The 24,407-nt window shown below is 60.9% G+C and carries 20 protein-coding genes; 10 read left to right on the top strand and 10 right to left on the bottom strand.

Features of this window, described 5'->3' with window-relative positions; all coding sequences use genetic code 11:
• Positions 1-26: 26 nt before the first annotated feature.
• The 3 genes from C934_RS0104275 to C934_RS0104265 all read left to right on the top strand — a co-directional run bounded on the left by C934_RS0104275 (position 27) and on the right by C934_RS0104265 (position 3,134).
• A complete protein-coding gene (locus tag C934_RS0104275; RefSeq protein WP_018855461.1) occupies positions 27-1,214 on the top strand; it encodes an acyl-CoA dehydrogenase in 1,188 nt (395 codons plus the stop codon).
• 94 nt (positions 1,215-1,308) lie between these two features.
• Positions 1,309-1,767, top strand: a complete 459-nt coding sequence (locus C934_RS0104270; protein ID WP_018855460.1) for a membrane protein — start codon at positions 1,309-1,311, stop codon at positions 1,765-1,767.
• Complete coding sequence (locus C934_RS0104265) at positions 1,767-3,134, top strand: FAD-containing oxidoreductase (protein ID WP_018855459.1); 1,368 nt, start codon at positions 1,767-1,769, stop codon at positions 3,132-3,134. The genes C934_RS0104270 and C934_RS0104265 overlap by 1 nt, the downstream gene beginning before the upstream one ends.
• A gap of 184 nt (positions 3,135-3,318) precedes the next feature.
• Here the strand turns inward: C934_RS0104265 and C934_RS0104260 are convergent, their stop codons facing one another.
• The 9 genes from C934_RS0104260 to C934_RS0104220 all read right to left on the bottom strand — a co-directional run bounded on the left by C934_RS0104260 (position 3,319) and on the right by C934_RS0104220 (position 13,478).
• Positions 3,319-5,133 (bottom strand): ABC transporter ATP-binding protein, encoded by a 1,815-nt coding sequence (locus C934_RS0104260; protein ID WP_026371543.1) that lies wholly within the window; start codon positions 5,131-5,133, stop codon positions 3,319-3,321.
• Positions 5,134-5,194: 61 nt separating this feature from the next.
• On the bottom strand, positions 5,195-6,139 hold the full coding sequence (locus tag C934_RS0104255) for an acetamidase/formamidase family protein (RefSeq protein ID WP_018855457.1): 945 nt from the start codon (positions 6,137-6,139) through the stop codon (positions 5,195-5,197).
• A complete protein-coding gene (locus C934_RS0104250) occupies positions 6,129-7,754 on the bottom strand; it encodes an ABC transporter substrate-binding protein (protein ID WP_018855456.1) in 1,626 nt (541 codons plus the stop codon). Before C934_RS0104250 ends, C934_RS0104255 begins: the two co-directional genes overlap by 11 nt.
• A 54-nt stretch (positions 7,755-7,808) precedes the next feature.
• Complete coding sequence (locus tag C934_RS0104245) at positions 7,809-8,729, bottom strand: ABC transporter permease (RefSeq protein ID WP_018855455.1); 921 nt, start codon at positions 8,727-8,729, stop codon at positions 7,809-7,811.
• Complete coding sequence (locus C934_RS0104240; RefSeq protein WP_018855454.1) at positions 8,729-9,616, bottom strand: ABC transporter permease; 888 nt, start codon at positions 9,614-9,616, stop codon at positions 8,729-8,731. The genes C934_RS0104245 and C934_RS0104240 overlap by 1 nt, the downstream gene beginning before the upstream one ends.
• On the bottom strand, positions 9,609-10,214 hold the full coding sequence (locus C934_RS0104235) for an ANTAR domain-containing response regulator (protein ID WP_018855453.1): 606 nt from the start codon (positions 10,212-10,214) through the stop codon (positions 9,609-9,611). Before C934_RS0104235 ends, C934_RS0104240 begins: the two co-directional genes overlap by 8 nt.
• The gene (locus tag C934_RS0104230) at positions 10,214-11,386 is read right to left on the bottom strand and encodes a transporter substrate-binding protein (RefSeq protein ID WP_037089238.1); all 1,173 of its coding nucleotides are present in this window, start codon (positions 11,384-11,386) and stop codon (positions 10,214-10,216) included. Before C934_RS0104230 ends, C934_RS0104235 begins: the two co-directional genes overlap by 1 nt.
• Before the next feature lie 131 nt (positions 11,387-11,517).
• The gene (locus tag C934_RS0104225; protein ID WP_018855451.1) at positions 11,518-12,240 is read right to left on the bottom strand and encodes a response regulator transcription factor; all 723 of its coding nucleotides are present in this window, start codon (positions 12,238-12,240) and stop codon (positions 11,518-11,520) included.
• Entirely contained in the window at positions 12,237-13,478 is a 1,242-nt protein-coding gene (locus C934_RS0104220) for a GAF domain-containing sensor histidine kinase (RefSeq protein WP_018855450.1), read from the bottom strand. The genes C934_RS0104225 and C934_RS0104220 overlap by 4 nt, the downstream gene beginning before the upstream one ends.
• Before the next feature lie 240 nt (positions 13,479-13,718).
• On the opposite strand from C934_RS0104220, the gene C934_RS0104215 reads away from it, so the two are divergent.
• From C934_RS0104215 to C934_RS0104185, 7 genes are all read left to right on the top strand, one after another.
• The gene (locus C934_RS0104215) at positions 13,719-14,735 is read left to right on the top strand and encodes an ABC transporter substrate-binding protein (protein WP_018855449.1); all 1,017 of its coding nucleotides are present in this window, start codon (positions 13,719-13,721) and stop codon (positions 14,733-14,735) included.
• A 69-nt stretch (positions 14,736-14,804) separates the two neighbouring features.
• Positions 14,805-16,271: a sugar ABC transporter ATP-binding protein gene (locus tag C934_RS0104210; protein ID WP_018855448.1), complete on the top strand. Its 1,467-nt coding sequence runs from the start codon at positions 14,805-14,807 to the stop codon at positions 16,269-16,271.
• Positions 16,268-17,215, top strand: coding sequence for an ABC transporter permease (locus tag C934_RS0104205; protein WP_018855447.1), 948 nt, complete (start codon positions 16,268-16,270; stop codon positions 17,213-17,215). Before C934_RS0104210 ends, C934_RS0104205 begins: the two co-directional genes overlap by 4 nt.
• A complete protein-coding gene (locus tag C934_RS0104200; protein ID WP_018855446.1) occupies positions 17,212-18,162 on the top strand; it encodes an ABC transporter permease in 951 nt (316 codons plus the stop codon). Before C934_RS0104205 ends, C934_RS0104200 begins: the two co-directional genes overlap by 4 nt.
• A gap of 14 nt (positions 18,163-18,176) precedes the next feature.
• Positions 18,177-19,091: an SMP-30/gluconolactonase/LRE family protein gene (locus C934_RS0104195; protein ID WP_018855445.1), complete on the top strand. Its 915-nt coding sequence runs from the start codon at positions 18,177-18,179 to the stop codon at positions 19,089-19,091.
• A gap of 46 nt (positions 19,092-19,137) precedes the next feature.
• A complete protein-coding gene (locus C934_RS0104190) occupies positions 19,138-20,670 on the top strand; it encodes a UxaA family hydrolase (protein ID WP_018855444.1) in 1,533 nt (510 codons plus the stop codon).
• A gap of 558 nt (positions 20,671-21,228) precedes the next feature.
• Positions 21,229-22,953, top strand: coding sequence for a hypothetical protein (locus C934_RS0104185; protein WP_018855443.1), 1,725 nt, complete (start codon positions 21,229-21,231; stop codon positions 22,951-22,953).
• 18 nt (positions 22,954-22,971) lie between these two features.
• Here C934_RS0104185 and C934_RS0104180 read toward each other — a convergent pair whose 3' ends face one another.
• Positions 22,972-24,144 carry an ATP-binding protein gene (locus tag C934_RS0104180; RefSeq protein ID WP_037089271.1) on the bottom strand — a complete coding sequence of 391 codons (1,173 nt, stop codon included), beginning with the start codon at positions 24,142-24,144 and terminating at the stop codon, positions 22,972-22,974.
• Positions 24,145-24,407: the final 263 nt, after the last annotated feature.

Here is a 24,407-nt window from a genome sequence, read left to right as displayed (position 1 = left end):
CAGCAGGTAAATGAGGAGAAGTGACCATGCAGCATACCCGCGAGATCTTTGATTGGGCCGATCCGTTTCGCCTTGTCGAGCAGCTGACCGACGAGGAGCGCATGGTGCAGGAGACGGCGCAGGCTTACGCACAGGACAAGCTGGCGCCGCGCGTGCTCGAAGCCTTCCGTCACGAGAAGACCGATCCGGAGATCTTTCGCGAAATGGGCGAACTCGGACTGCTCGGGCCGACGATCGCGCCGGAGTATGGTGGCGCCGGCCTGGGCTATGTCGCTTACGGTCTGATTGCCCGCGAGGTTGAGCGCGTCGACAGCGGCTACCGCTCGATGATGAGCGTGCAGTCGTCCCTCGTCATGGTGCCGATCGACGCCTTCGGCTCCGAGGCGCAGAAGCAGAAGTACCTGCCGAAGCTTGCGACCGGCGAGTGGATCGGCTGCTTTGGCCTCACCGAACCCAACCACGGCTCAGATCCGGGCTCGATGGTGACGCGGGCGAGAAAGGTTGATGGGGGCTACAGCCTGACCGGCGCCAAGACCTGGATTTCCAATGCCCCGATCGCCGACGTATTTGTCGTCTGGGCCAAGACCGAAGACGGCGTCATACGCGGCTTCATCCTCGAGAAGGGCTGGAAGGGCCTGTCGGCGCCGGCGATCCACGGCAAGGTCGGCCTGCGCGCCTCGATCACCGGTGAGGTGGTGATGGATGAGGTGTTCGTACCGGAGGAGAACCTGCTTCCCAATGTCTCGGGCCTCAAGGGCCCGTTCACCTGCCTGAACTCGGCCCGCTTCGGCATTGCCTGGGGGGCGCTCGGCGCTGCCGAGGACTGCTATGCCAAGGCACGTCAATATGTGCTCGACCGCAAGCAGTTCGGCCGGCCGCTGGCTGCCAACCAGCTCATCCAGAAGAAGCTCGCCGACATGATGACCGAAATCGCGCTCGGCCTGCAGGGCTGCATCCGGCTCGGCCGCATGAAGGAGGACGGGCACCCGCCCGTGGAACTGACCTCCATCGTCAAGCGCAATTCCTGTGGCAAGGCCCTCGACATCGCAAGGCTGGCGCGCGACATGCTCGGCGGCAATGGCATTTCCGACGAGTTCGGCATTGCCCGCCATCTCGTCAACCTCGAGGTGGTCAACACCTATGAGGGGACCCACGACGTCCACGCCCTTATCCTCGGCCGCGCCGTCACGGGCATCGCCGCCTTCGCCAATTGAAACACGTAAACCATCGCGCAAATTGAAACCTGCGCGACAATGTGCAAGCTTCCCATGACCGCGCTTAGATTGTGCGCGGCATGGGGGATTGCACATGCTTTTGCTTCTTGCATTTCTGATTGGAATTATCGCGGGTCTCAGGGCCATGACGGCGCCTGCCGCCGTTGCCTGGGCGGCTGCTCTCGGCTGGCTTGACGTTTCGCAGACGCCGCTTGCCTTCATGGGATACCGTTGGGCCCCATGGGTATTCACCCTGCTCGCTGTGGTCGAGCTGATCACCGACCAGCTGCCCTCGACCCCGTCCCGCAAGGTTCCGATGCAATTTGCCGCCCGCTTGATCATGGGCGGGCTGGCGGGCGCCACGATCGGGGTTACCGGCGTCTCACTCATTGGCGGACTGATTGCGGGCGTCGTTGGCGCAGCGATTGGCACGTTCGGTGGAGCGGCGGCTCGTGGTAAACTCGCCGCCGCCTTCGGCAAGGATACACCGGCAGCGCTGATCGAGGATGCGGTTGCGATCATCGGCGCGCTCATCATCGTGGGAGCAGTGTGATGCCTAGTTTCGACGCCATCGTCATCGGGGCCGGCCAATCCGGTCCCTTCCTCGCCGCGCGCATGGTCGCCAATGGCATGAAGGTGGCGTTGATCGAACGCAAGTTCCTGGGCGGCACCTGTGTCAATGCCGGCTGCATGCCCACCAAGACGCTGGTGGCAAGTGCCCGTGCCGCCCACATGGCGCGGCGCGGCGCGGACTTCGGCGTGGTGCTGCCGGGTGGCGTGGGCATCGACATGACTGTCGTGCGCAAGCGTGCCGAAACCGTGACGATGAACGCCCGCAACGGCCTGATCAACTGGTTCGCCGGGATGGACGGCATGACCGTCATCTATGGGCATGCCCGCTTCGAGGACGCCCATAGCGTGATCGTCAACGGCGAGATCATGACGGCCCCAAAGATCTTCCTGAATGTCGGCGCGCGGCCGACCATTCCCGATATGCCCGGCATTGGCGGCATAGACTACCTGACAAGCACCTCGATCATCCATCTTGACCGTCTTCCGAGGCACCTTGCTGTCATCGGCGGCAGCTATATCGGGCTTGAGTTCGCGCAGATGTACCGCCGGTTCGGCGCTGAGGTGACGGTGATCGAACGCGGGCCGAAGCTTGCCTCGCGTGAGGATGCCGACATTTCAGACGCGATCGCTGACATCCTGCGCTCGGAAGACATTGCCGTACACACGGATGCCGACGGGATCGGATTTGCCAAGACGGCCAACGGCATCAGTGTCAGCATCGGTAATTGTCAGCCGGCCATTGAGGCGAGCCACGTGCTGGTTGCCACGGGGCGCACGCCGAACACCGACGACCTCGGTCTTGACAAGGCAGGCGTCGCCACCGACCGGCGCGGTTACATCACCGTTGACGACAAGCTTGCCACCAATGTCGAGGGGATCTTCGCGCTCGGCGATTGCAATGGCCGAGGCGCCTTTACCCACACATCCTACAATGACTTCGAGATCGCTGCCGCGAACCTTCTCGACGGCGAGGATCGCAAGGTCAGCGATCGCATTCCTGCTTATGCGCTCTATATCGACCCGCCGCTCGGTCGCGTCGGGATGACCGAGAAGGAAGCACGGGCGTCGGGCCGCACCATCATGATCTCCACACGGCCGATGAGCCGTGTCGGCCGCGCCAACGAGCGCGCCGAGACCAAGGGCTTCATGAAGGTGATCGCCGATGCCGAAACGCAGCAGATCCTGGGTGCTGCAATCCTCGGGATCGAGGGTGACGAGGCGATCCACGGTTTCATAGACGCGATGAATGCCAAGGCGCCCTATCCGGTGCTGAAATGGGCGGTGCCGATCCATCCAACCGTGTCCGAACTCATTCCGACATTGCTCGGGGATCTGAAGGCGGTCTAGCAAATCGCCGCGGCGGCCGGTCTGGGGTGAGAGCCGCAATCCATGATTTCTCTCCCACTCAAAATCTTCGGTTACGTCGTCGCGGAGGGTTATTGGAGTGAGGTGCGCCACTCGTCATCCCTCATGACCAAAGTGGGCGGACGCCCAGCAATGCGGGCAACACCGTCCCCTGCCCGTGATCGCCTCAGGCCGCCGCGACCAGATGCCGATCGCCGATGTCCGTCAGCTGATTGTAGACCGGCTGGTATCCGAGCGGCCGGATCGGGCTTTTGATCTCGCGCGCTGCGGCGTCATAAAGCCGGCGCTCTCGGCGTGGATCCGGTACCGGCACCGCGCTGAGCAGCTGGCGGGTATAGCTGTGCCGCGGGTTTTCGAAGATCTGCCGGCGGGTTCCCACTTCCACGAACTGGCCCATATACATCACCGCGACGCGGTGACTGATCTGTTCGACCACGGCCATGTCGTGGGAGATGAACAGATAGGCGATGCCGGTCTCGTTCTGGATATCCTGCAGTAGATCAAGAACCTGCGCCTGGATCGACACGTCGAGCGCCGAGACGCTTTCGTCCGCGATGATGACCTTCGGTGACAGCGACAAGGCGCGCGCAATCGAGATGCGCTGGCGCTGGCCGCCTGAAAATTCGTGCGGATAGCGGTTGATCTGATCCGGCGACAGACCAACCCGGCGGAACAAGTACTCCACCCGGTCCTTGAGCTCGGACCCCTTGGCAAGGCCATGGATTACCAACGGCTCGGCCACGAGATCGCCAACGCGATAGCGCGGATCGAGCGAGGCATAGGGATCCTGGAACACCATCTGCACGTCGCGGAGGATCGGCTTCATCGCCCGGCGACCGAGCCCGCTCGTCTCCTTTCCGGCAACCCGGATCGAGCCTGTCCACGGGATCAGGTTCATCAGCGCCTTGCCGGTCGTCGACTTGCCGCAGCCGCTTTCACCGACCAGCGAGAGTGTCTCGCCCTTCGCGATCTCGAAGCTCAGGCCCTCGACCGCATGGACGCGGCTCACCGGACGCTGGAGGATACCGCCCTTGATGTCGAAGCGGACGGTGAGATCCCTCACCTCCACCAGCGCCCCGTCGGTCCGTGCCGCAGCCCCCGTGGCGGCAGAAGCGGGAACCGCCGGGATCGGTTTTGCACGCTTCGGCGTGTCGATGCCGTGCATTTCCCCGAGCGTTGGAACCGCCTCGAGCAACATCTGGGTGTAGGGCGCGCCCGGTCTTTCGAAGATATCGTGCACGGTGCCGTATTCCACGGCTTTGCCATTCTTCATCACCAGGACATGGTCGGCCATTTCCGCGACGACGCCCATGTCGTGGGTGATCATGATCACCGCGGTTCCATGCTCCTTCTGCAGGTGGCGGATCAGGCTCAGGATTTGCGCCTGCACGGTTACGTCGAGCGCCGTGGTCGGTTCGTCGGCGATCAGGATATCGGGGCCTTGCGACAGCGCGATCGCGATCATCACACGTTGACGCATGCCGCCTGAAAGTTCATGCGGGTATTGGCTTAACCGCCGTGCCGCGTCTGAAATCTGCACTTGTTCGAGAAGCCGCAGGGCCTCGGCCATGCCTTCGGCATGGCTCATCGGCCGTTGCGCCGTGATCGCTTCGACGAGCTGGCGCCCGATCGTCAGCACCGGATTGAGCGAGGTCATCGGCTCCTGGAAGATCATTCCGATTTCCTTGCCGCGCAGCTTGCGCAATCCCTCGTCGTCGAGCGCGAAGACATCACGGCCCTTGAACAGAGCCAGGCCGGAAGCGACCCGTGCCATCGGTTTCGGCAGCAGCTGGATCAGCGACAGTGCCGTCATCGACTTGCCGGAACCGCTTTCGCCGGCGATGCACAGCGTTTCGCCGCGCATGAGATCGAAACTCAGGCCGTCGACGACGGTCTTCGCGCCCATGGGGGTCGCCACCTGTGTCACGAGATCGCGAACAGAAAGTAGCGGTTCTGAGGATGTCTTGTGCGTCGTCGTCATGGCTTGCGATCAATAAGGGTGAAAGAAGCGGAGCCGCGTCTGAAACGCGGCTCCGCATGGCTTATTCGAACACGATCCGCGGGAAGTAGAACGACACGACCCAGTTCGGCATGTCGACGATTTCGCTGATGCGCAGGTCGCCGCAGACCGAGCAGAGCATATAGGCGTCGTCGGCGGAGAGGTTGTAAAGCTTGCCGAGCAGATCGACCATGTTGGAAACGGCGGCCTTGGCCCCATCCATCAGGTCCGCTCCGATCCCGGTCGTCACCTCGTAGCCCTTGGCGTCGAGATGACGGGTCACCGGGCCGGGCGTGGTGAAGCGCGGCATGGACAGCTTGGCGCCCTTGACGAGATCCAGCGTCACCGTGAGGTTCATCTGGCTTTCGATCGCCGTGCCGCAAACCTCGCCATCGCCCTGTGCAGCGTGCGTGTCGCCGATCGAGAACAGGCCGCCAGCGACTTCAACCGGCAGGTAAAGCACAGAGCCGGAGGACAGGTCCCTGATGTCGAGGTTGCCCCCCACCCGCCGCGGCGGAACAACCGAATGACGCCCTTCTTCCGCCAGCGCCAGCCCGATCGTGCCGGCGAACGGTTTCAACGGCACGCGGCCGTTCTTGCCGAACATGGCCGGCTCCATGCTGACGGGATCGTATTTCCATACCGTCAGGGCCGGGCTGGTGAACTGATCCGCCAGAAGTCCGAAACCCGGAATGATCCCTGTCCAGCCGAAACCGGACGGCTCGAACTCGTGGATGGTGATCTTGACCGCGTCCCCGGGCTCGGCCCCGTCGATATAGACGGGACCGGTGACCGGATTGACCTTCGAGAAATCCAGCGTCGCGACATCGGCCGCGGTGCTGTTGGGATTGAAGTGCCCGCTGCCGCTATCCATGCATTCGAAGCGGATCGTCGAGCCTGGCGCGACTTTCTCGACGGGCGGGATCGAACGATCCCACCCGAAGTGATGATGCGCGCCGTGGATGGTGTAGTTACAGTTATTGCACATCTTTGGCGTAAACCTGCTCGTAGTTGATGGGGATGTGGACCGGATCGACGAAAATCGCGTCCGGACCGCCGAGCCGCTCGGAGCGGATGGTGAATCGCTGCTCGTTGAAGACCGGTGCCCACGGGGCATCCTTCATGATGTCGAGGAAGATCGACCGCCAGGCTTCCTCGCGCTCAGCCTTCTTGGCCGGATCGGTGATCGAATCGGCCGCGGTTGCGCGCTCTTCCAGCGCCTTGTTGCAGTAGTAGGACCAGTTCCAACCACCCTTGACCGCGCCCGAGCAGCCGAGGATCGGGCCGTAGAAGTTGGACGGATCCGGGAAGTCGGCGATCCAGGCCATGCCGCCCGACCAGACCATCGGCGCCTGGTCCGGCTCACCGCCGGCGGCAATGACATTGGCCTGGGCCAGCGATTTGATTTCAGCCTTGATGCCGATGGCGGCGAGATCCTGTTGGATCGCCTGGGCGATGCGAGGCTGCGGGTCGGTGTTGTAGACATAGAGTTCGGTTTCGAATCCGTCCGCCAGACCGGCGTCCGCCAAAAGCTTCTTGGCGCCCTCCACGTCGTACTTGTAGCCTTCGTAGTCCTTGGCGAAGCCCGGCATGGTCGGCGGCAGAGGCTGGTTCGCCGGAACGGCGCGGCCGTTGATGATGCGGATGATGCGATCCTTGTTGATCGCCATGTTGACGGCCTGGCGCACCTTGACGTTGTCGAAGGGCTTCATCGTCGTCTTCATGGTGACGTAGCCGGTGTGCAGCTGACCGCCCTCGACAATCAGCTTGGCATAGGTCGGATCGTTCTTCACCTCGAGGAACTTCGCCGGCGGAATGCCGTCGCCGGCGACGTCGACCTCGCCTTTCTGCAGGCGCAGAAGTGCCACAACCGGCTCCTGGCCAACCTCAAAAGTGATCTGGTCGAGCTTCGGAAGGCCAGCGTTCCAGTAATCCTTGTTACGCTCGAACACGAGCTTCTGGCCGAGCGTCCACTCGCCCAGCTTGAACGCGCCCGTACCGACCGGATGCTTGCCGAAATCGGCGCCCCATTTTTCGACTTCTTCCTTCGGGACGACAAAGGAGAAGTTGATCGCCATGACATGCAGGAAGGTGGCGTCCGGACGGGTCAGTTCGAACTTGATCGTGTAGGGATCAACGACAGTGACGCCCTCCAGCGACTTGGCCGAACCGTCGGCCATCTTGTCGAAGCCCTTGATCGAGCCAAAGAAGCCGGCGCCGGGGCTCTGGGTCGCCGGGTTGGTGACGCGGTCCAGCGAGTATTTCACGTCCTCGGCAGTCATTTCGCGGCCGTTGTGGAACTTCACGCCCTTGCGCAGCTTGAAGGTGAAGGTCTTGCCGTCGTCGGAGATGGTGTAGTCCTCGGCGAGATCTTTCCGAAGTGTGGAAGTGCCGGGTTCGTAGTCCATGAGACCGTCGAACAGGCTCTTGATCATCGACCAGTTCTGCCAGTCATAGCCGATGGCCGGATCGAGCGTCGACACGTCGTCCTTGTAGGTCACGACCATCTGGCCGCCCTGTTTGATGTCATCGGCGTGTACCGCCGTCATGCCCGCTGCGGCAATGGCAAAGAACGCCACGCCTGCAAGAAGTGTCTTACGCATTTGCAATTCTCCTCTGGTTTTTTTGTACCTGTTCACGTTATCCGCCGACGATCGTCAGCGAAGCTTGATGCGCGGATCGATCATCGGAGCGATGAGGTCCGCCATGAGATTGCCGACGACGATGGCCAGGGCCGAGACCAGCGTGACTCCCATGATGATCGGAATGTCCACCCGCTGGATCGCCTGCCAGGCAAGCTGGCCGATACCGGGCCACCCGAATACGCTTTCGACGACGACGATGCCCGACATGAACATCCCGATGTCGATGCCGATCATCGCAATTACCGGCAGAATGGCGTTGGGCAGCGCGTGGCGGAAAATCACCGTGGCGCGGCCAAGCCCCTTGGAATGAGCCGTGCGGATGAAATCCTGGCGCAGCACGTCGATCATCGAGGAACGCATCATGCGCGCATACCACCCCGCTCCCAGCACTCCGAGAGTGAGCGACGGGAGCACCAGATGCGAAAAGGTGCCGTAGCCGCCGATCGGAAACCAGCCGAGCTGCACGGAAAAAACGTAGAGCATCAGGATGCCGATAACGAATTGCGGCGCCGAAACGCCGACGAAGGAAAGGAGCATCAGCCCGTTGTCGAGCCCCGAGCCACGGCGCAGCGCCGAGACGAGACCCATGGCGATGCCGAGAATGAGTTCGCAGGTGATCGCCCCTGCCATCAGAAGCAGGCTTGCCGGCAGGCGCGAGGCGATCAGCTCTACCACCTCGGTTTTCTGCAGGTAGGAGCGGCCGAAATCGCCGTGCAGCAGTCCGGTCGCATAGCGCAGATACTGCTGGTAGAATGGCAGGTTGAGCCCGAGTTGCTGACGGATGCTTTCCACTGTCTCGGCCGTCGCGCTGCGCCCGGCGATCTGGCGGGCCGGATCGGCCGGCAAAAGGTAAAGCAGCACGAAGGTGACCAGACTGATGCCGACCAGAATGAGCGCCGATTGCAGCAGGCGGCGGGCGATGTAGGAGATCATCAGTGGTGCCCCTGCTGAGTCGGGTCGAGGATGTCGCGCAGCGCATCGCCGACGAGATTGAACGCGAGCGCGAGCAAGATGATCGCAAAACCCGGAATGAAGACGAGCCAGGGCGCGCTGGTGAAATAGGTCTGGTTCTCGAAGATGATGTTGCCCCAGGAGGCGGTCGGCGGCTGGACGCCGATGCCGAGGTAGCTGAGCGTCGCCTCGAGCAGCACCGTCGTTGCAATGCCGAGCGTCGCATAGACGACGATGGTCGATACCAGATGCGGGAAAATGTGGCGGGTGAGGATGCGGAAAGTCCCTGCTCCGAGCGCCCGTTCAGCCTCTACGAAATCCCGCTCGGCAAGCGAACGCGTTTCCGTGTAGAGCACGCGGGCGATCTGCACCCAGTTGACCATGGCGATCACCATGGCAACGATCAGGAGGCTCGGGCGGAAGATCGCCGCAAGCACGATGGCAAGCAACAGCGCCGGAAATGCCATCATCAGATCGGTGAAACGCATCAGCACAGTACTCACCCAGCCCTTGAAATAGCCGGCAGTGATACCGATCGCCGAGCCGATGAGGACGGAAACGCCGTTGGCGATGACGCCAATGATCAGCGAGGTTCGCGCGCCGTAGATGATGCGGCTCAGGAGATCGCGGCCGACCAGATCGGTGCCGAACCAGAACTGCGCGGTCGGCGCGAGCGGCGCGCCCTCGAGCGTCAGTCCTTCGAAGAACTGTTCATCCGGATTGTAAGGAACGATCCATGGCGCAAACACTGCAGCGAAAACGATCAGTGCAATGACGATCAGCCCGAAAACGGCAAGTTTGCGCTTCAGGAGGCGGCGAAAGACGCCAGGTGTCGGGGCAACAGGGACGGAGATGGCGACCTCAGCCACGGCGCTTGCCCTCGTTCAACCCGGTTTTCTCCAGAATGATTTGAGCGACCTCGTCGATCGTTCGGCGTTCGTCCATCGCGCGGCGGCGAAGCAGCGCATAGGCGGCGTTGGCCGGCAGCCGCTCCCGCACCATCAGGATCGCGGTGGCCTCGGCAAGGTTTTCCCGGTTCGCCAAACGTTCGGAGAGCGTTGCGACCTCGCTTGAGAGCGACTTGCGGCGTTTAAACGCATGCGTGGCAATGACCAGCGCGCTATAGACGCCCGAGCTGCCGATCGGCTTCAGCAGCTGCGCGTCGGCGCCGTGGCTGACGGCCCAGGTGATCCGTCCCGGCGCTTCGCTGCCGATCAGGGCGATCGTTGGAATGGGCGCCTCGCCGGCGCTCCAGGGAAACTGCTCATCATAGCCCATGTCTGCGTCGAACATCAGCACGTCGAAATCCTGAAACGACTGTTCGGCCGCAAGCTCCGGCCAGACGGTCACGGCGCTGACGCCGATGCGCGCGAACTGGCGTTCCAGCGCCTCGGTATTGGCGTGTTGGCGGTGCAGGATCAGCGCTCTTAGGCCTTCGAAGGAAGGCGTCATGAAGCCATTGTTCATTAGACGAGTCTCAGCTGTGGTCGGGACGGCGTCGTCGCGGTTTCGATTGCGGGAACGGCAAGCGCCGAGCGGATGAGGAAGGGATCCGGTGCGATCGCGTCGCGTCCTTGCCGGACGATATCATAACGGCCGCCGGCAGTCGCCCGAGCGACATGCGCGACCACGTGAATATGGTTGTTGGCCGGGTCGATCCGCAACGGGCCGAAGGGCGTTTCGACCGCGCGTGCCTTGACCGCTTCGAGCACATCGAGTGCCGCCGCTTCGCCTGCGACCTCGATCCCGGCAGCGATCAGCAGAACCGCCGAATAGGCCTGCGCGAAGAAGGCCGAAATGCCGGCGGCGCGAGCGTCTTCTGGAAGTCCCGCGAGAAAGCGCGCGTTCTCCTGCGTCTCCAGCGTTTCGAAATAGGTGGCTGTGGTGTAGTGCCCTTCGGCCGCGGGCATGATCTTGACGATCTCGTTCTCACCGAGATTGCAGCTCAGCACCGGGCGACGGCCCGGCGCGAAATCGCCGTCGCGCTCGCCGAGCGCGCGATAGGCGCGCAGGAAAGCATAGGATGAGGGTCCGATCAGGGAATTAAGGATGAAATCCGGCTTTTTGCGGCGAATTTCATCGATGATACGGTCGATATCGGCGTCGCCGAGCGGAACGTGCCTTTCGCCGAGGACCTCGCCACCGGAACGCAGGATCACATCACGAGCAATACGGCAGGTCTCCCAGCCCCAAATGTAGTTGGAGCCGAGGAGAAAACCCCGGCGGCCGAAGGCAGGAAGGGCGAATTCCAGAAGCGGTAGAATGTGCTGGTTGGCGCAGGCACCGACATAGACAACATTCTCGTTCGCCTCGAACCCCTCGTAGACGCAGGGGTACCAGAGGAGTGCCTGCGTCTTTTCCAGGACCGGGATGACCTCTTTGCGGCTCCAGGATGTCGTGCAGCCGACAATATGTCGGACCTCGCCACCGCTCACCAGCTCGGCGGCAAGCGCAGCATAGCGATCGGTATTTCCCTTCGGATCGGCAACACTGGCCTCAAGCCGGAACGGCAGGCCGGTGCGTGCATTGACTGCGGCGATCCCAGCCATTGTGCCAGCGTAGCCCTGCTCGCCCAGATCCGCGTAGGGACCGGAGCGGGAAAACAATACGCCGACCTGAACAACCGTCCGAGTGTCCAAAAAGCACCTATGAACGAAAAAGCCCCACGCGGGATGTCATCCCGGTGAGGCCGAACCGCCTGATTTTTTTCGATGTTCGAAATTGATAGCGCCCTTTGCATAGGGCCGTCAAGTATAGGCGAAAGCAAGAATTAAAGTGACGACAACCATTCTGAGAGTTCGGTTTCGGCCCGTTCCAGAGCACTGTAGTTCAAAAGCTTCCGCAACAGCGCGACGGTCACTGCCCTGGCCCTCAGATTAAAGCGGCCGTCCTCATTGTCTTCAGATGAGTTTTGATAGACTTCGAGCTTTTCATACAGCTGCTGTAGTCTGTTTTGAACGCTGCGCAGAGAAAGACCGCGCCGGCGGGCGATCGCGCGATCCGTAAGGCCGAGCGCGATATCGACAAGGATTTCATACTCGCTATCGCTGAAGCCTTTTGCGTGACCAAGGCTCTTCTGCTGCATCCCGCGAACCTCGCGGTCAATCACGCACTGCGCCTCGATGAAAATGCTCCGCAACGCAAGTCTGAGGCGTTCGTCCGAGGCAGACTTCAGCACGTAGCCGTAAGCAGCGCCGTCGGGAACGATGCGCGATACGCCGCGTACATAAGCTTCGTCGGAATAGTTGGACCAAAAGAGAATGCGGGTATCAGGCCGCTCGTTCCAGATCGTGCGCGCAGCCTCTATACCGTTGCGGTTGTTCATCTGGAGGTCCATGACGACGTGCGCGGATTTGTGGTCGCGCGCAAGTTTCTCTCCCTCTTTGCCATTTTGCGCCTCGATGACCATCTCGCACTCCGGCAGCGAGGCGCAGATGGCCTCATGCAGATAGGACCGGTGGAGAGGGTCATCTTCGACGATCAGAACCTTCATGCTTGATTCCCCGATTGGATCGACTGGGCAGTCGTCGGTAGATGAATTGCAACGATGGTTCCAGATGCATCCCGTGCGTCCAGTATCGTGAACCTGGCAGAAATCAGTCGTGCGCGCGTTTTCATGTTGTCGATGCCCGAGCCATTACGGCGCCTCAGCTTTGCAATGCCAATGCCGTCGTCGCATACCTCGATCGAAATGCCGTCGGGCTTCCCGCTTAGGGTGACGGTGATGTGATCGGGCTGCCCGTGCCGCACGGCGTTGTTGATAGCTTCCTGCGTGATGCGGAAAAGTGCAATGCGGACGGTCGGCTCGAGCTTGTCGATGATGCCGGCGGTGTTGTCGACAAGTCGTTGCGTCACGCACAGGCCGCTATCACGGATGGCGCGATCCAGCTGGTTTTCGACTGCCTGGGCAAATCCGAACAGCTGCAATATCGAAGGCTTCGCCTCGTCGATGATTTGACGGAGATCCTGCATGCTGTGCTGGAGGCTGCGTGCAAGCGGCTCCAGCGTTTCCCCCGAAATATCCGGCTCGCGGGTCAGCCGTTCCAGACGGCGCGACAGGCGCGTCAGGTCCGCGAGCGTCTGATCGTGCAGGTCCATGCCGATGCGCTGCCGTTCGGCTTCAAGCGCCTCGGTCAGCTTGAGCGCGCCGAGACGCAAGCCTTCCTCTCGTGCCCGTGCTTCCGCCTCGACGATTGCCGACTGCTGGGCTTGCTCGGCGGCGCGCAGGGCGAAGAAATAGGGCGACAGCAGATCGGCAATGGATCGGGCGTTGGAAACGTCGTCGAGCGTGTACAACGCCGCATCATGGGCGGAACAGCTGAGCGCGCCGATAACGTCGCCTTCGACCTTGAGTGGAACGTGAATGCGGCTTCGCAGCGCCTCTTCGAGTATGGGGCGGGAGAAGGCACCATCAAAATTGAACCGTGGATCGACACAGGCGTCGTCGGTCAGAAGATAGCCGACCTCGCCCCAAAGCAGGGTGCGGATCGGGCTTTCTAAGACGAGCGCCGATGGGCGGTTTCCCCACGCCGTTTCGATGCCGGTTTCATAGGCGGTATGATATTTTCCGCCATGGGTCATGATGCATACATCAAGATGGTCATGCGGGATGATATGGGAAATCTCAGCGGCAACCGCGCGGATGGCCGACCGGAATTCCAGCTGTCCCGCCAGAAGTCGGGAAATCGCCAGATAATGGTCGAGAAGCGCCGAAGGCGCCAGCTTGAGCATAGTTTCCTCCTCGCGCGGTTCCGTGCGCGCGCCAGCTCTAGTAAGCGCCAGATGGTATGGTTGCGTCCTGCAGGATCCCGCATCAATTAGAGCAAATGCCGCAAATTGGGTGCCTCTTTCTTACTATACAGGCCTGTCGATCTATAACATTCTCCCGCTCGTCGAGAGGAGGAAACTCGACACTATTGCAAAGTTGCATCCGCCCCGGAAGTGGGGCCGCGAGCAACAGGGAGAGAGCACATGAATTTCAGGAAACTGCTTCTGACGTCCGCGGCTGTGGCCTGCGCGGCGATTCCGGTAACGGCCATGGCCGATACTTCGGCAAAAAAAATCGCACTGTCCAACAACTACGCAGGGAATTCCTGGCGTCAGGCCATGTTGACGAGCTGGGAAAAGGTGACCGGCGAAGCCGTGAAGGCCGGCGTCGTTGCTTCTGCAGATCCCTTCACGACGGCGGAAAACCAGGCCACTGAACAGGCCGCGCAGATCCAGAACATGATCCTGCAGGGCTACGATGCAATCGTCATCAACGCAGCCTCTCCGACAGCGCTCAACGGCGCCGTCAAGGAAGCGTGCGATGCCGGAATCGTCGTTGTTTCGTTCGATGGCATCGTGAAGGAGCCCTGCGCCTGGCGCATTGCCGTCGACTTCAAGGCCATGGGTGAAAGCCAGATCGATTATCTTGCAAAGAAACTCCCGAAGGGCGGCAATCTTCTCGAAATCCGTGGCCTCGCAGGCGTTTCGGTCGACGATGAGATCTCGGCCGGCATCCATGCGGGCGTGGAGAAGAACCCGCAGTTCAAGATCGTCGGTTCCGTTCACGGCGACTGGGCTCAGGACGTCGCTCAGAAGGCGGTTGCGGGCATCCTGCCAAGCTTGCCCGAGATCGCCGCCGTGGTGACCCAGGGTGGTGACGGCTACGGCGCCGCCCAGGCGTTCGAAGCCGCTAAGCGCCCGACGCCTACAGTCGTGATGGGCAACCGCCAGGATGAGCTCGTCTGGTGGAAGAAGCAGAAGGACGCCAACAACTACGAGACCATGTCCGTCTCCATCGCGCCCGGCGTCTCGACGCTGGCGTTCTGGGTGGCGCAGCAAATCCTCGACGGCAAGGATGTCAAGAAAGATCTTGTCGTGCCTTTCCTGCGCATCGACCAGGACAATCTCGAAGCCAACCTTGCCACCACCCAGGCTGGCGGTGTCGCAAACGTTGAGTATTCGCAGGCTGACGCCGAGAAGATCATCGCCGACAGCAAGTAACCGGTCCTCCCAACGCATTGCTCCGCCCGACTCGTCGGGCGGATCCTCCATTTATTGGGAGATTGAATTTTGACCGTTGAAGCTCAAGGTCCGGCCGTCGTCGAGGTCCGGGACGTCAAGGTACATTTCGGTGCTGTTAAGGCCCTGGACGGCGTAACGATCCGAATTGCCGCTGGTGAGTGTATCGGTCTCGTCGGTCACAACGGGGCGGGAAAATCGACGATCGTCAACATCATCAACGGCGGGCTGACGCCCCATGCGGGAACGGTCCGCTACGGCGGAACTGACGTTGAGCGCCATGGCATCGGCACCGCGCGCGCCAACGGCGTGCGCTGCGTTTTCCAGGAACTGTCGCTGTGTCCCAATCTGACGGTGATCGAAAACACGCGAGTCATGCACCCAGAGCTAAAGGGGTGGGGCTGGCGCAGCCGCGCCGCCGACATGATCCGCAAGACGCTGGACGAGATATTTCCCGGCCATGCCATAAAATCCGAAGCCGTGGTCGGCGATCTGTCCATTTCAGAGCGCCAGATGGTCGAGATCGCCATGGCTTTTTCGACGATATCCCATCCGGCCCAGCTGGTGATCCTCGATGAGCCCACATCCTCGCTCGACGCGAGCCTTGCGGCTCAATTGCTCGCCTACGTGCGCACCTTCATCAAGAAGGGCGGCTCGATCATTCTGATTTCCCACATCCTCGGCGAAATCCTGTCCGCGACGGACCGCATCATCGTCATGAAGGATGGAAAGGTCGTAACCGAGAAACAATCCGCGGATTTCGATCATGGCAGCCTCGTCGCTACCATGGGAAGCGTGGTCAAGGCGCGCGACCTGTCACCACGCCGCTCCGGTGGCGGCAAGGGGCCGCCATTGTTGACGGCTGCGCCGCGAAAGGGCAAGGGCTTGCCGTTCGCCGCTTTCCCCGGCGAGCTGGTCGGTCTCGCGGGGTTGGGCGGGCATGGTCAGACGGATATTCTCCTTGATCTTTACCTCTCGCAAACCGGCAGCTGGCTTCGCCGTCCGAATCCCAACGTGACTTTCGTGGCGGGCGACCGCGCCCTGAACGGGGTGTTTCCGCTGTGGAGCATTTTGAACAACCTGACCATCGCCAACCTCGGTGATCTGTCCCGCAGGGGCATGGTGAGCCGAGAGAGGGAAGATGAGCTTGGCGCTTCCTGGAAGGAACGCATCGAAATTCGGACAAGGGATATGGACAATCCCGTTCTCTCACTCTCCGGCGGCAACCAGCAAAAAGTGCTGTTCGCGCGAGCGCTGGCCACGAGCGCGCCGGCTGTCTTGATGGATGATCCCATGCGCGGCGTCGATATCGGTACCAAGCAGGAAGTCTATGCCATCGTAAGAGCGGAAGCGGACAAGGGACGCGCGTTCGTCTGGTATTCCACGGAGATGGACGAGGTCAGCCTTTGCGACCGCGTCTATGTATTCAACGGCGGGGTCATCGTCCGTGAACTCATCGGTGCCGACATAACGGAGGAAAATATCCTGGCCGCCTCTTTTTCGGGAGCCGCTGCATGAAGCTTCGGCTGTCTTCGGATACCATCCGCCTGATCATTCCCGCCTTGTCGCTCACGATCCTGTTGCTTTCGGTTTTCTACCTGCAGCCCCGCGCCATGAGTTACGTCGGGCTGAACCTGCTGTTCAATCTGGCCGTGCCGATCGCACTGGCGACGATCGCGCAGATGCTGATCATGACCGTGAACGACCTTGATCTGTCGATGGGCGCATTCGTCAGCTTCGTCGCCTGCGTCTCTGCGACCGTCCTTCAATCGAATCCGCTGCTTGGCCTGCTTATTCTGATCGTCGCAATTGCCACATATGCTGGGCTCGGCATACTGATCCACGTTCGCGATCTGCCGTCGATCGTCGTCACGCTCGGGATGAGTTTCGTCTGGAGCGGACTTGCCGTAATCCTCCTGCCTGCGCCGGGCGGGCATGCGCCGGAATGGGCTCGCGGCCTGATGACGTCGCGGCCACCCCTCATTCCGATGGCAATCGTCGCAAGTGTCGTTATCGCGGTCGTTGCCCATTTCCTCGTCATGCGTTCCTCGCTCGGTGTGCTTTTGCGTGGTGTAGGGGGCAATGCGCGTTCGGTGGAGCGCGCCGGCTGGTCGGTTCTGACTATCAGGGGAGGCGCCTATGCGCTGGCAGCTGTCTTTGCCGTTTTCGCTGGAATAGCGCTGGTCGGCCTCACGACCTCCGCCGATGCCAACATCGCCTTGCGCTACACGCTGCTCTCCATTGCGGGAGTTATTCTGGGCGGAGGCGAGTTTGTGGGTGGCCGCGTCTCGCCGATCGGGGCCGTGATCGGGGCGCTGACATTGACGCTGGCCGGCTCTTTCCTGTCTTTCCTGCGCATCTCGCCGGATTGGCAGATCGGAGCGCAAGGTGCGATCCTGATCGTGGTGCTCGGCCTGCGGCTATTGCTGAACCGCATTGAAAAGAGGGAGAAGCGCGCATGACGACGCTTGCCATCATCGCGCGCAAGCCCTGGGTGTGGTCTTTCGTGGCCGCATTCCTGGTCTGGTTCGTCACCATCCTGTTTACCGGCGGGGCAAGCACTCTCGGCCTCAGCCAGGCCGCGCTGACCTTCGCAGCCTTCTCGATCGTCGTCGGGCTCGGCCAGATGCTCGTCATCACCCTCGGACCGGGCAATATCGATCTCTGCGTGCCGGCAACCATGACGCTTTCAGGAACGGTTGCCCTTAAGTTCATGAATGTCGACAACTCCTTGATCGTGGCGGGGCTGCTCGTCGCGATAGGGGTGGGCGTGGCCGTCGGTATCGGGAACTATTTGCTGATCAAGTTGCTGCGAATTCCGCCAATCATCGCAACGCTGTCGATGAGTTTCATTGTGCAGTCTACGGCAATCTGGACGAATCGCGGCCTGCGTATCAAGCCGCCCGAGGCACTTGCGCGTTTCACGACGGAAACGACCTTGGGCGTGCCGAACGTGGCGATCGTTGCCCTTGTTCTGTCGGGTGTGGCTTACATTCTCCTCTACCGGAGCGTCTACGGACGCTGGGTTGCGGCAATCGGTCAAAGCATCAATGCCGCTCGCATGGCCGGAATTCCCGTCGATGGCGTCCGGTTTGCGACATACATGTTATGCTCGGTCCTTGCGGCGATCTGCGGATATCTCTTGGCCAGTTTCGCCGGGGGCGCGGCGCTCAACATGGGGCAGGAATATCTACTGACGTCGATCGCGGTGGTTGTGATCGGCGGAACCGCCGTTGCGGGTGGCGATTCGAACGTTCCTGGCATTTGGGGCGCCTCTCTGTTCATGTTCCTAGTCGTCTCGATGCTCAACACCTACGGGTTTGGCGCCGGCATCCGCCTCGTCATGACCGGGGTCATCATCATTGCGGTCATCGTCATCGCCGGCGGCCGCAAGCTCAGAAACCACTGAACGCGGATTGTTCCATGCCTGATGCCTCACATTTTGAAGTCCATGATGCACGCTTCACGGCCCTGTTCGTTGGAAGTGCTCAACTGGAGGTGCTCGACGGCTCATGCCGCTGGGCGGAAGGACCGGTCTGGTTCGACGACATGCAGTGTCTCTTGTGGAGCGATATTCCGAACCAGCGGATGATGCGTTGGGTTCCCGACGGCGGTGTTTCGGTTTTTCGCAGCCCGTCCAACTTCAGCAACGGCAACACACGCGATCGCCAGGGACGGTTGGTCTCCTGCGAACATGGCCCCCGCCGTGTCACCCGTACGGAGCCCGACGGCAGCATCACCATTCTCGCCGACAGCTTTGAGGGCAAGCGGCTGAATTCTCCCAACGACGTGGTCGTGCGCTCCGATGGCACCATCTGGTTCACGGATCCCACCTACGGCATCCTGTCCGATTATGAGGGCTACAAGTCCGACCCCGAGCAATCCCGGCGCAATGTATATCGCCTGGATCCTGATAGCGGCGAGCTGACAGCGGTCGTGGACGATTTTCTGCAGCCGAACGGGCTGGCCTTCTCAGTGGACGAAACCAGACTCTATATCGCCGACAGCGGTGCCAGTCATGACCCCGCGGCTCCCCGACATATACGTGTCTTTGATGTCGTGGATGGGCGGACGCTGACGAATGGCCGGGTCTTTTGCAGCATCGATACCGGAATTCCGGACGGTATCCGGGTAGACAATCAGGGCAATCTCTGGTCAAGCGCCGGCGACGGCGTTCACTGCTTCTCGCCCGACGCTACGCTGCTTGGAAAGATCAAGGTTCCGCAGACGGTCGCCAACCTGACATTCGGCGGTCCCCGCCGAAACCGGCTGTTCATCACCGCGACACGCTCCGTCTACGCCATTTATTTAACGACGAACGGCGCGCAGTATCCCTGAAACCAAAGCGTGTAACGAGAAATGAAAGCCATCTTGGAAAATGACCATGTCCAGTTCTGACACTCCGGTGATCCTTCTCAATACGCTCGACGACGTCGCTGTGGCACGTGTCATGATAAGAGCGGGCGGCCTGACGGGGATTGAGGGTCTCGTGGCTGTTGACCAGATTCCTCGCGGTCACAAGATTGCTATCCGCGACATCGCGGCCGGTGAGGAAGTTCGCAAATTCGGCCAGCCGATCGGCGTTGCAACGATCTTCATCCCACAGGGGAGCCATGTGCATCTGCATAATCTGGCGGTCGTGGAATCGGAGCACCGCCACCAGTTCAGCGTCGATATCGAAGAGACCGGCATGCTGCCGCTGGACCAGCGGCGTACGTTCATGGGCTTTGATCGCGGCGCGGGGGGCGTCGGCACGCGCAACTTTATCGGTATCGTCACCACCGTGAACTGTTCGGCAACGGTTTCCAAATACATCGCCGCGCACTTCAATCGTACCGGCGGGCTTGAGGGCTTCGGCAATGTCGACGGTATCGTGGCGCTGACGCATGGCGGCGGTTGCGCGATCAATACCAAGACCGAGGGCTACCGCTACCTCACGCGCACGCTGCAAGGCTATGCCCGGCATCCGAACTTTGGTGGGATCCTGATGATCGGGCTTGGCTGCGAGACCAACCAGATCGCGCCGATCCTCGAGCACTACAAGCTCGAAGAGGGCAAGCGCCTGCGCACGATGACGATCCAGGGACTTGGCGGAACGCGCAAGACGATCGAAGCGGCAAGCGAGATGATCCGCGACATGTTGCCGGAGGTGAATTCGGCAAACCGCACGAAGCAACCGCTGTCCGGCCTCAAGGTGGCGCTCGAATGCGGCGGCTCGGATGGGTATTCGGGCATTTCTGCCAATCCGGCACTCGGCTACGCCTCCGATCTCGTCGTGCGCAATGGAGGTACGTCCGTTCTGGCCGAAACGCCTGAAATCTACGGCGCCGAACATCTTCTGACCCGTCGCGCCGCTACGCCAGCGGTCGCCGAGAAACTACTGTCGCGGATCGACTGGTGGCGCGACTATACCGAGCGCAATGGTGCCGAACTCAACAACAACCCGTCGCATGGTAACAAGCTGGGTGGCCTGACGACGATCCTCGAAAAGTCGCTTGGCGCCGTCGCCAAGGGGGGCACCATGCCCCTGAAAGCCGTTTACGAATATGCAGAAATTGTCGATGAGCCCGGCTTCGTCTTCATGGACACGCCCGGCTACGATCCCGTCGCGGTGACGGGCCAAGTGGCCGGCGGCTGTAATGTCATCTGTTTTACGACGGGCCGTGGTTCCGTTTCCGGCTTCAAGCCGGCCCCTTGCATAAAGATCGCCACAAACACCGAAATGTATGAGCACATGCAGGAGGATATGGACATCAACTGCGGTGGCATCGTCACCGGAGACGATACGATCGAGGCCGCCGGTGAACGGATATTCGAGGACATCATCGCCGTCGCATCAGGAAAGAAGACGTTGAGCGAAATTTATGATTACGGCGACAACGAATTCGTGCCCTGGCAGGTGGGTGCAGTCACATAGGATCGATGATGCGCATGCTTTGAGCAGCGCCCATAGGAATAAGCCCGACGACGGCTGCTGTTTGTGTTCAACGCTCACGGTCATCCAAACGCTCCGGTGGGGCGCGTTTTGAAACTGCGCTCTTCGGCAATCTGTAATATGAGACGTCGGGGTCGGCCACGCGGGCCTGTGATCGGCACTGCGTCCGGAACCTACGCTTCTGGTCCCATATGCCGCTGCAACACATCACATTTCGGCGTGATCTGTTGACCCTCAACCCAAACGACGAAATCAATGGCGGGCTGGAAAAGTGCTGACCCGGCGCGTTTCCAAGCGAGCGACGATTCGATATCGTTGAACCCGAGGTCGAGCGGGAGCTCCCTAGCTTGATCGATGTCTTGGGATCACGTTGACGGGTGTCGGGGCGCATAGTTCACGATCGGCGCGAACGCCATGGTGGAGGAGAACGATCGTCATGAATTGCCATGCCCTGCTTGTCCATCGACCGATTTGCGGACCCAAAAGGCAAAGCGGCGTTCGAACAAGATCTATACGTGATGTCAGACGGATGCCGGCTTCATGAACCAGAAAGCGCCCCAACCGGGATCTCATGTTCCCGTCCTACCCAGCCTTGCCGATTTTCATCCGCTGAGCGCCGCTGAAACGAAGGTCGTGGCACATCTGCAGCTGGGAGACTTCGACCGATTGGGCGACGGTCTGCGGCCGGAACAGGAAGATCCCGAGCGGACGGTGCGGGCGGACCTGTTGCGCTATCTCATCCTTGGCGACGGTGCCTATCGTTTGCATGAGAAAGGGTTGAGGCTGAGCGGAGCCTGGATCATTGGCATTCTCGACCTGGAGGGGTGCCGGATACCGCGCGACATCGGTCTCAAGGATTGTCACTTCGACGCCTCGCCGGTGCTGCGCTCGGCGGTTATCGACAATCTGTTCCTGGACGGTTCGGCCCTCCCCGGCTTGCAGGCCGACAGGTTGGAGGCGCGGGGGGTCATTTCGCTTCGCGGCGCGATTATCACCGGTGAAATCCGCCTTCCCGGTGCGCGGATTGGCGGTAGCATTGAGGCTGATGGTGTTTCGATCGCTTCGCCCGGCGATATGGCGTTTGACGCCGAGGCATTGGAAACACGCGGTGGCATCCTGTTGCGTGGCGCCAATGTGCGTGGCGGCATCAATCTTTCGGCGGCGCGGCTTGGGGGCGACGTCAATGCGGTCGGCGCGCAGATTGAACGCCCGGGCGAAGTCGCATTGAACGCAGACGCGATCGTGGCAGGGGGCGACCTTGCCTTGCGTGGGGCGACCATCGTCGGCGAAACGCGCCTGCTCGGTGCCCGCTTCGGAGGTGACGTCAATTGCACCTCCGCATCACTTTCGCAGCCCGACGGCAATGCGCTGCGGCTCAATCGCGCCATCATCGACGGCGCATTCTTCCTGCGACAAGGTGCATCCGTCGAGGGTGCGCTCGACCTCACTGCGACGACGATCGGCGCGATCGATGACGATCAGAGCAGCTGGCCCAAGACTGGCGACCTGCTTTTGAACCGCTGCCGGTACGGTGCTTTCATTGGAGGGCCAGCCGATGCGGCAAGCCGGCTCGACTGGCTATCGCGTCAGACGCCAGAACGGTGGAACGCGGACTTCTGGCCGCAGCCCTACGAGCATCTGTCAATGGTATTGCGGGAAATGGGCCATGACGAGGATGCCCGTGCGGTCTTGATCGCCAAGGAGCGACTGCAGCGACGTGCGCGCCGAGCGCGTGCCAAAAATCCAATCTTGCGGGCAAGCCTGGCGATTGTCGACGGTGTGCTTGCCGTCACCCTTCGTTACGGGCGGCAGCCTCTGCTGGTGCTGGTCTGGCTGATGCTCTTCTGGGCGATCGGCACGGGTGTCTTCGCATTCGCCTATCGCAACGGTGCAATGAAACCGAACAATCCCATCGTTCTGCGTTCCCCCGAGTGGACAATGTGTGATCTCCCGCGAACCGAAATCCGCTATATGCCATCAACCGGACAGGACCTGGCCGGACGTGCCGCGGTCGGGGAAGACCAGCTCACTTGCTTCCGCAATCAGCCGGAAGCGGCCAGCTACCCGGAGTTCAATGCGCCAATGTACTCGCTGGATGTACTCCTGCCGGTAGCGTCCATCGGTCAAAGGGAATACTGGCGACCGGATTCGATGAAACCAAACGGCACGTTCTCCTTGAGATATTTTTTCTTCCAGTCCGTCATCGGCTGGGCCCTCAGCCTTCTGGCTGTCGCTGGTTTCTCCGGCCTGGTGAAATCACACTAAAATAGCCGGGCGCACTCGCTATCGGGGCTGAAGATGCGTGAGTTCCTCACCAAGCTGTCGCAACGGCAGCACCTCGATTTCGTTGTTGAGAGGATAGGCCTCGGACCCTGGGTAAACGACGATGCGGCGATCGGGCTTCAGTTCCAGACAGGCGTTACGAAAGCCGCGTTCCACTTTCGGAGTGAGACTTCGCTTGATCTCGATTGCCCAACGGCGCCCGCCGGGCAGAGTGACAATGAGGTCGACCTCGGCGCCGGCAGCGGTACGATAGAAATTCGCATGTGCGCCCACTGGTATAGCGGCATGAAGCGTTTCGATCACGAAACCTTCCCAACTGGCGCCGGCGATCGGGTGCCCGAGAATATCCTCGAGCGTTGTCAATCCAAGTAGACTGTGGAGCAGCCCGGAGTCGCGAACGTACACACGCGGCGACTTTACCAGGCGCTTTCCCGCATTGTTGTGCCAGGGTTCGAGCCGACGCACCAGAAGCAGATCCACCATGAGATCGAGATAGGAAGCAACGGTCTTTCCGTCGACGCCGAGTGCGCGGGCGAAGTCTGCCGCATTGAGAAGGCTGGATTGACGATGCGCGAGCATTGTCCAGAATCGGCGTAGCGTTTCGGCAGGGATCCTTGGTCCAAGAAGCGGAATGTCCCGTTCTAGGTACGTTCGAATGAAATCAAGGCGCCACCGCTGGCTAACAGCATCTGTCCTGGCCAGAAGACTGTCAGGAAACCCACCCCGGTTCCACAGGGTGTTGAGCTCAGTCGTGTGGACCTCGAGGCCGTCAATTGGGGCAAGCTCCAAATATGCTATCCGTCCGGCTAGGCTCTCGCCGGACTGTTTCAGGAGATCGATTGAGGCCGAGCCGAGCAAAAGGAAACGGCCGCTGCGCAATCCCTTTCGCCGCCCCTTGTCGATTAGTCCACGAAGAGCCTGGAAGAGGTCCGGGAGGCGGTGGACCTCGTCGAGAATAACCAGTTTATCCTCGTGACCGGAAAGGTAGAGCTCCGGCTCGGAGAGCTTGGCTCGATCGGCGTCCGACTCCAGATCGAGATAGATCGACGGCCGCTGTTCGCCTATTTCAAATGCGAGCGTTGTCTTTCCTACCTGTCGAGGTCCCAGCAAAGCGACGGCCGGATTGGAATCGATGAGCTCAATGAGTTCTAATGTTTTTCGCCTGCGGATCATCCTTGCAATTATGGAGTTCAGATCCAGAAATGCAAGGTTAAATATCGAGATGGGAAGGGAGACATGCGATTCAAATCCCTGGGCAAGCGACAGCACGCTAACGATCTCAAGTAGTGAAGTGGCGCCCGAGCGAGTCATATCCGCGGGGCGCGCGTCCGCTGCGCCGGGTTGCAAGGTTGTAGCAGTTCGACGTCTGCTGCACCGACCGATGGCGTGATTGCTCCTCCGCCTCAATGAGAGGACGCGATCTTCCAGATGGTCCG

This window comes from Rhizobium sp. 42MFCr.1, assembly GCF_000377185.1.
Lineage (GTDB): Bacteria > Pseudomonadota > Alphaproteobacteria > Rhizobiales > Rhizobiaceae > Rhizobium > Rhizobium altiplani.
This window is presented reverse-complemented; position numbering and strand designations above follow the sequence as displayed.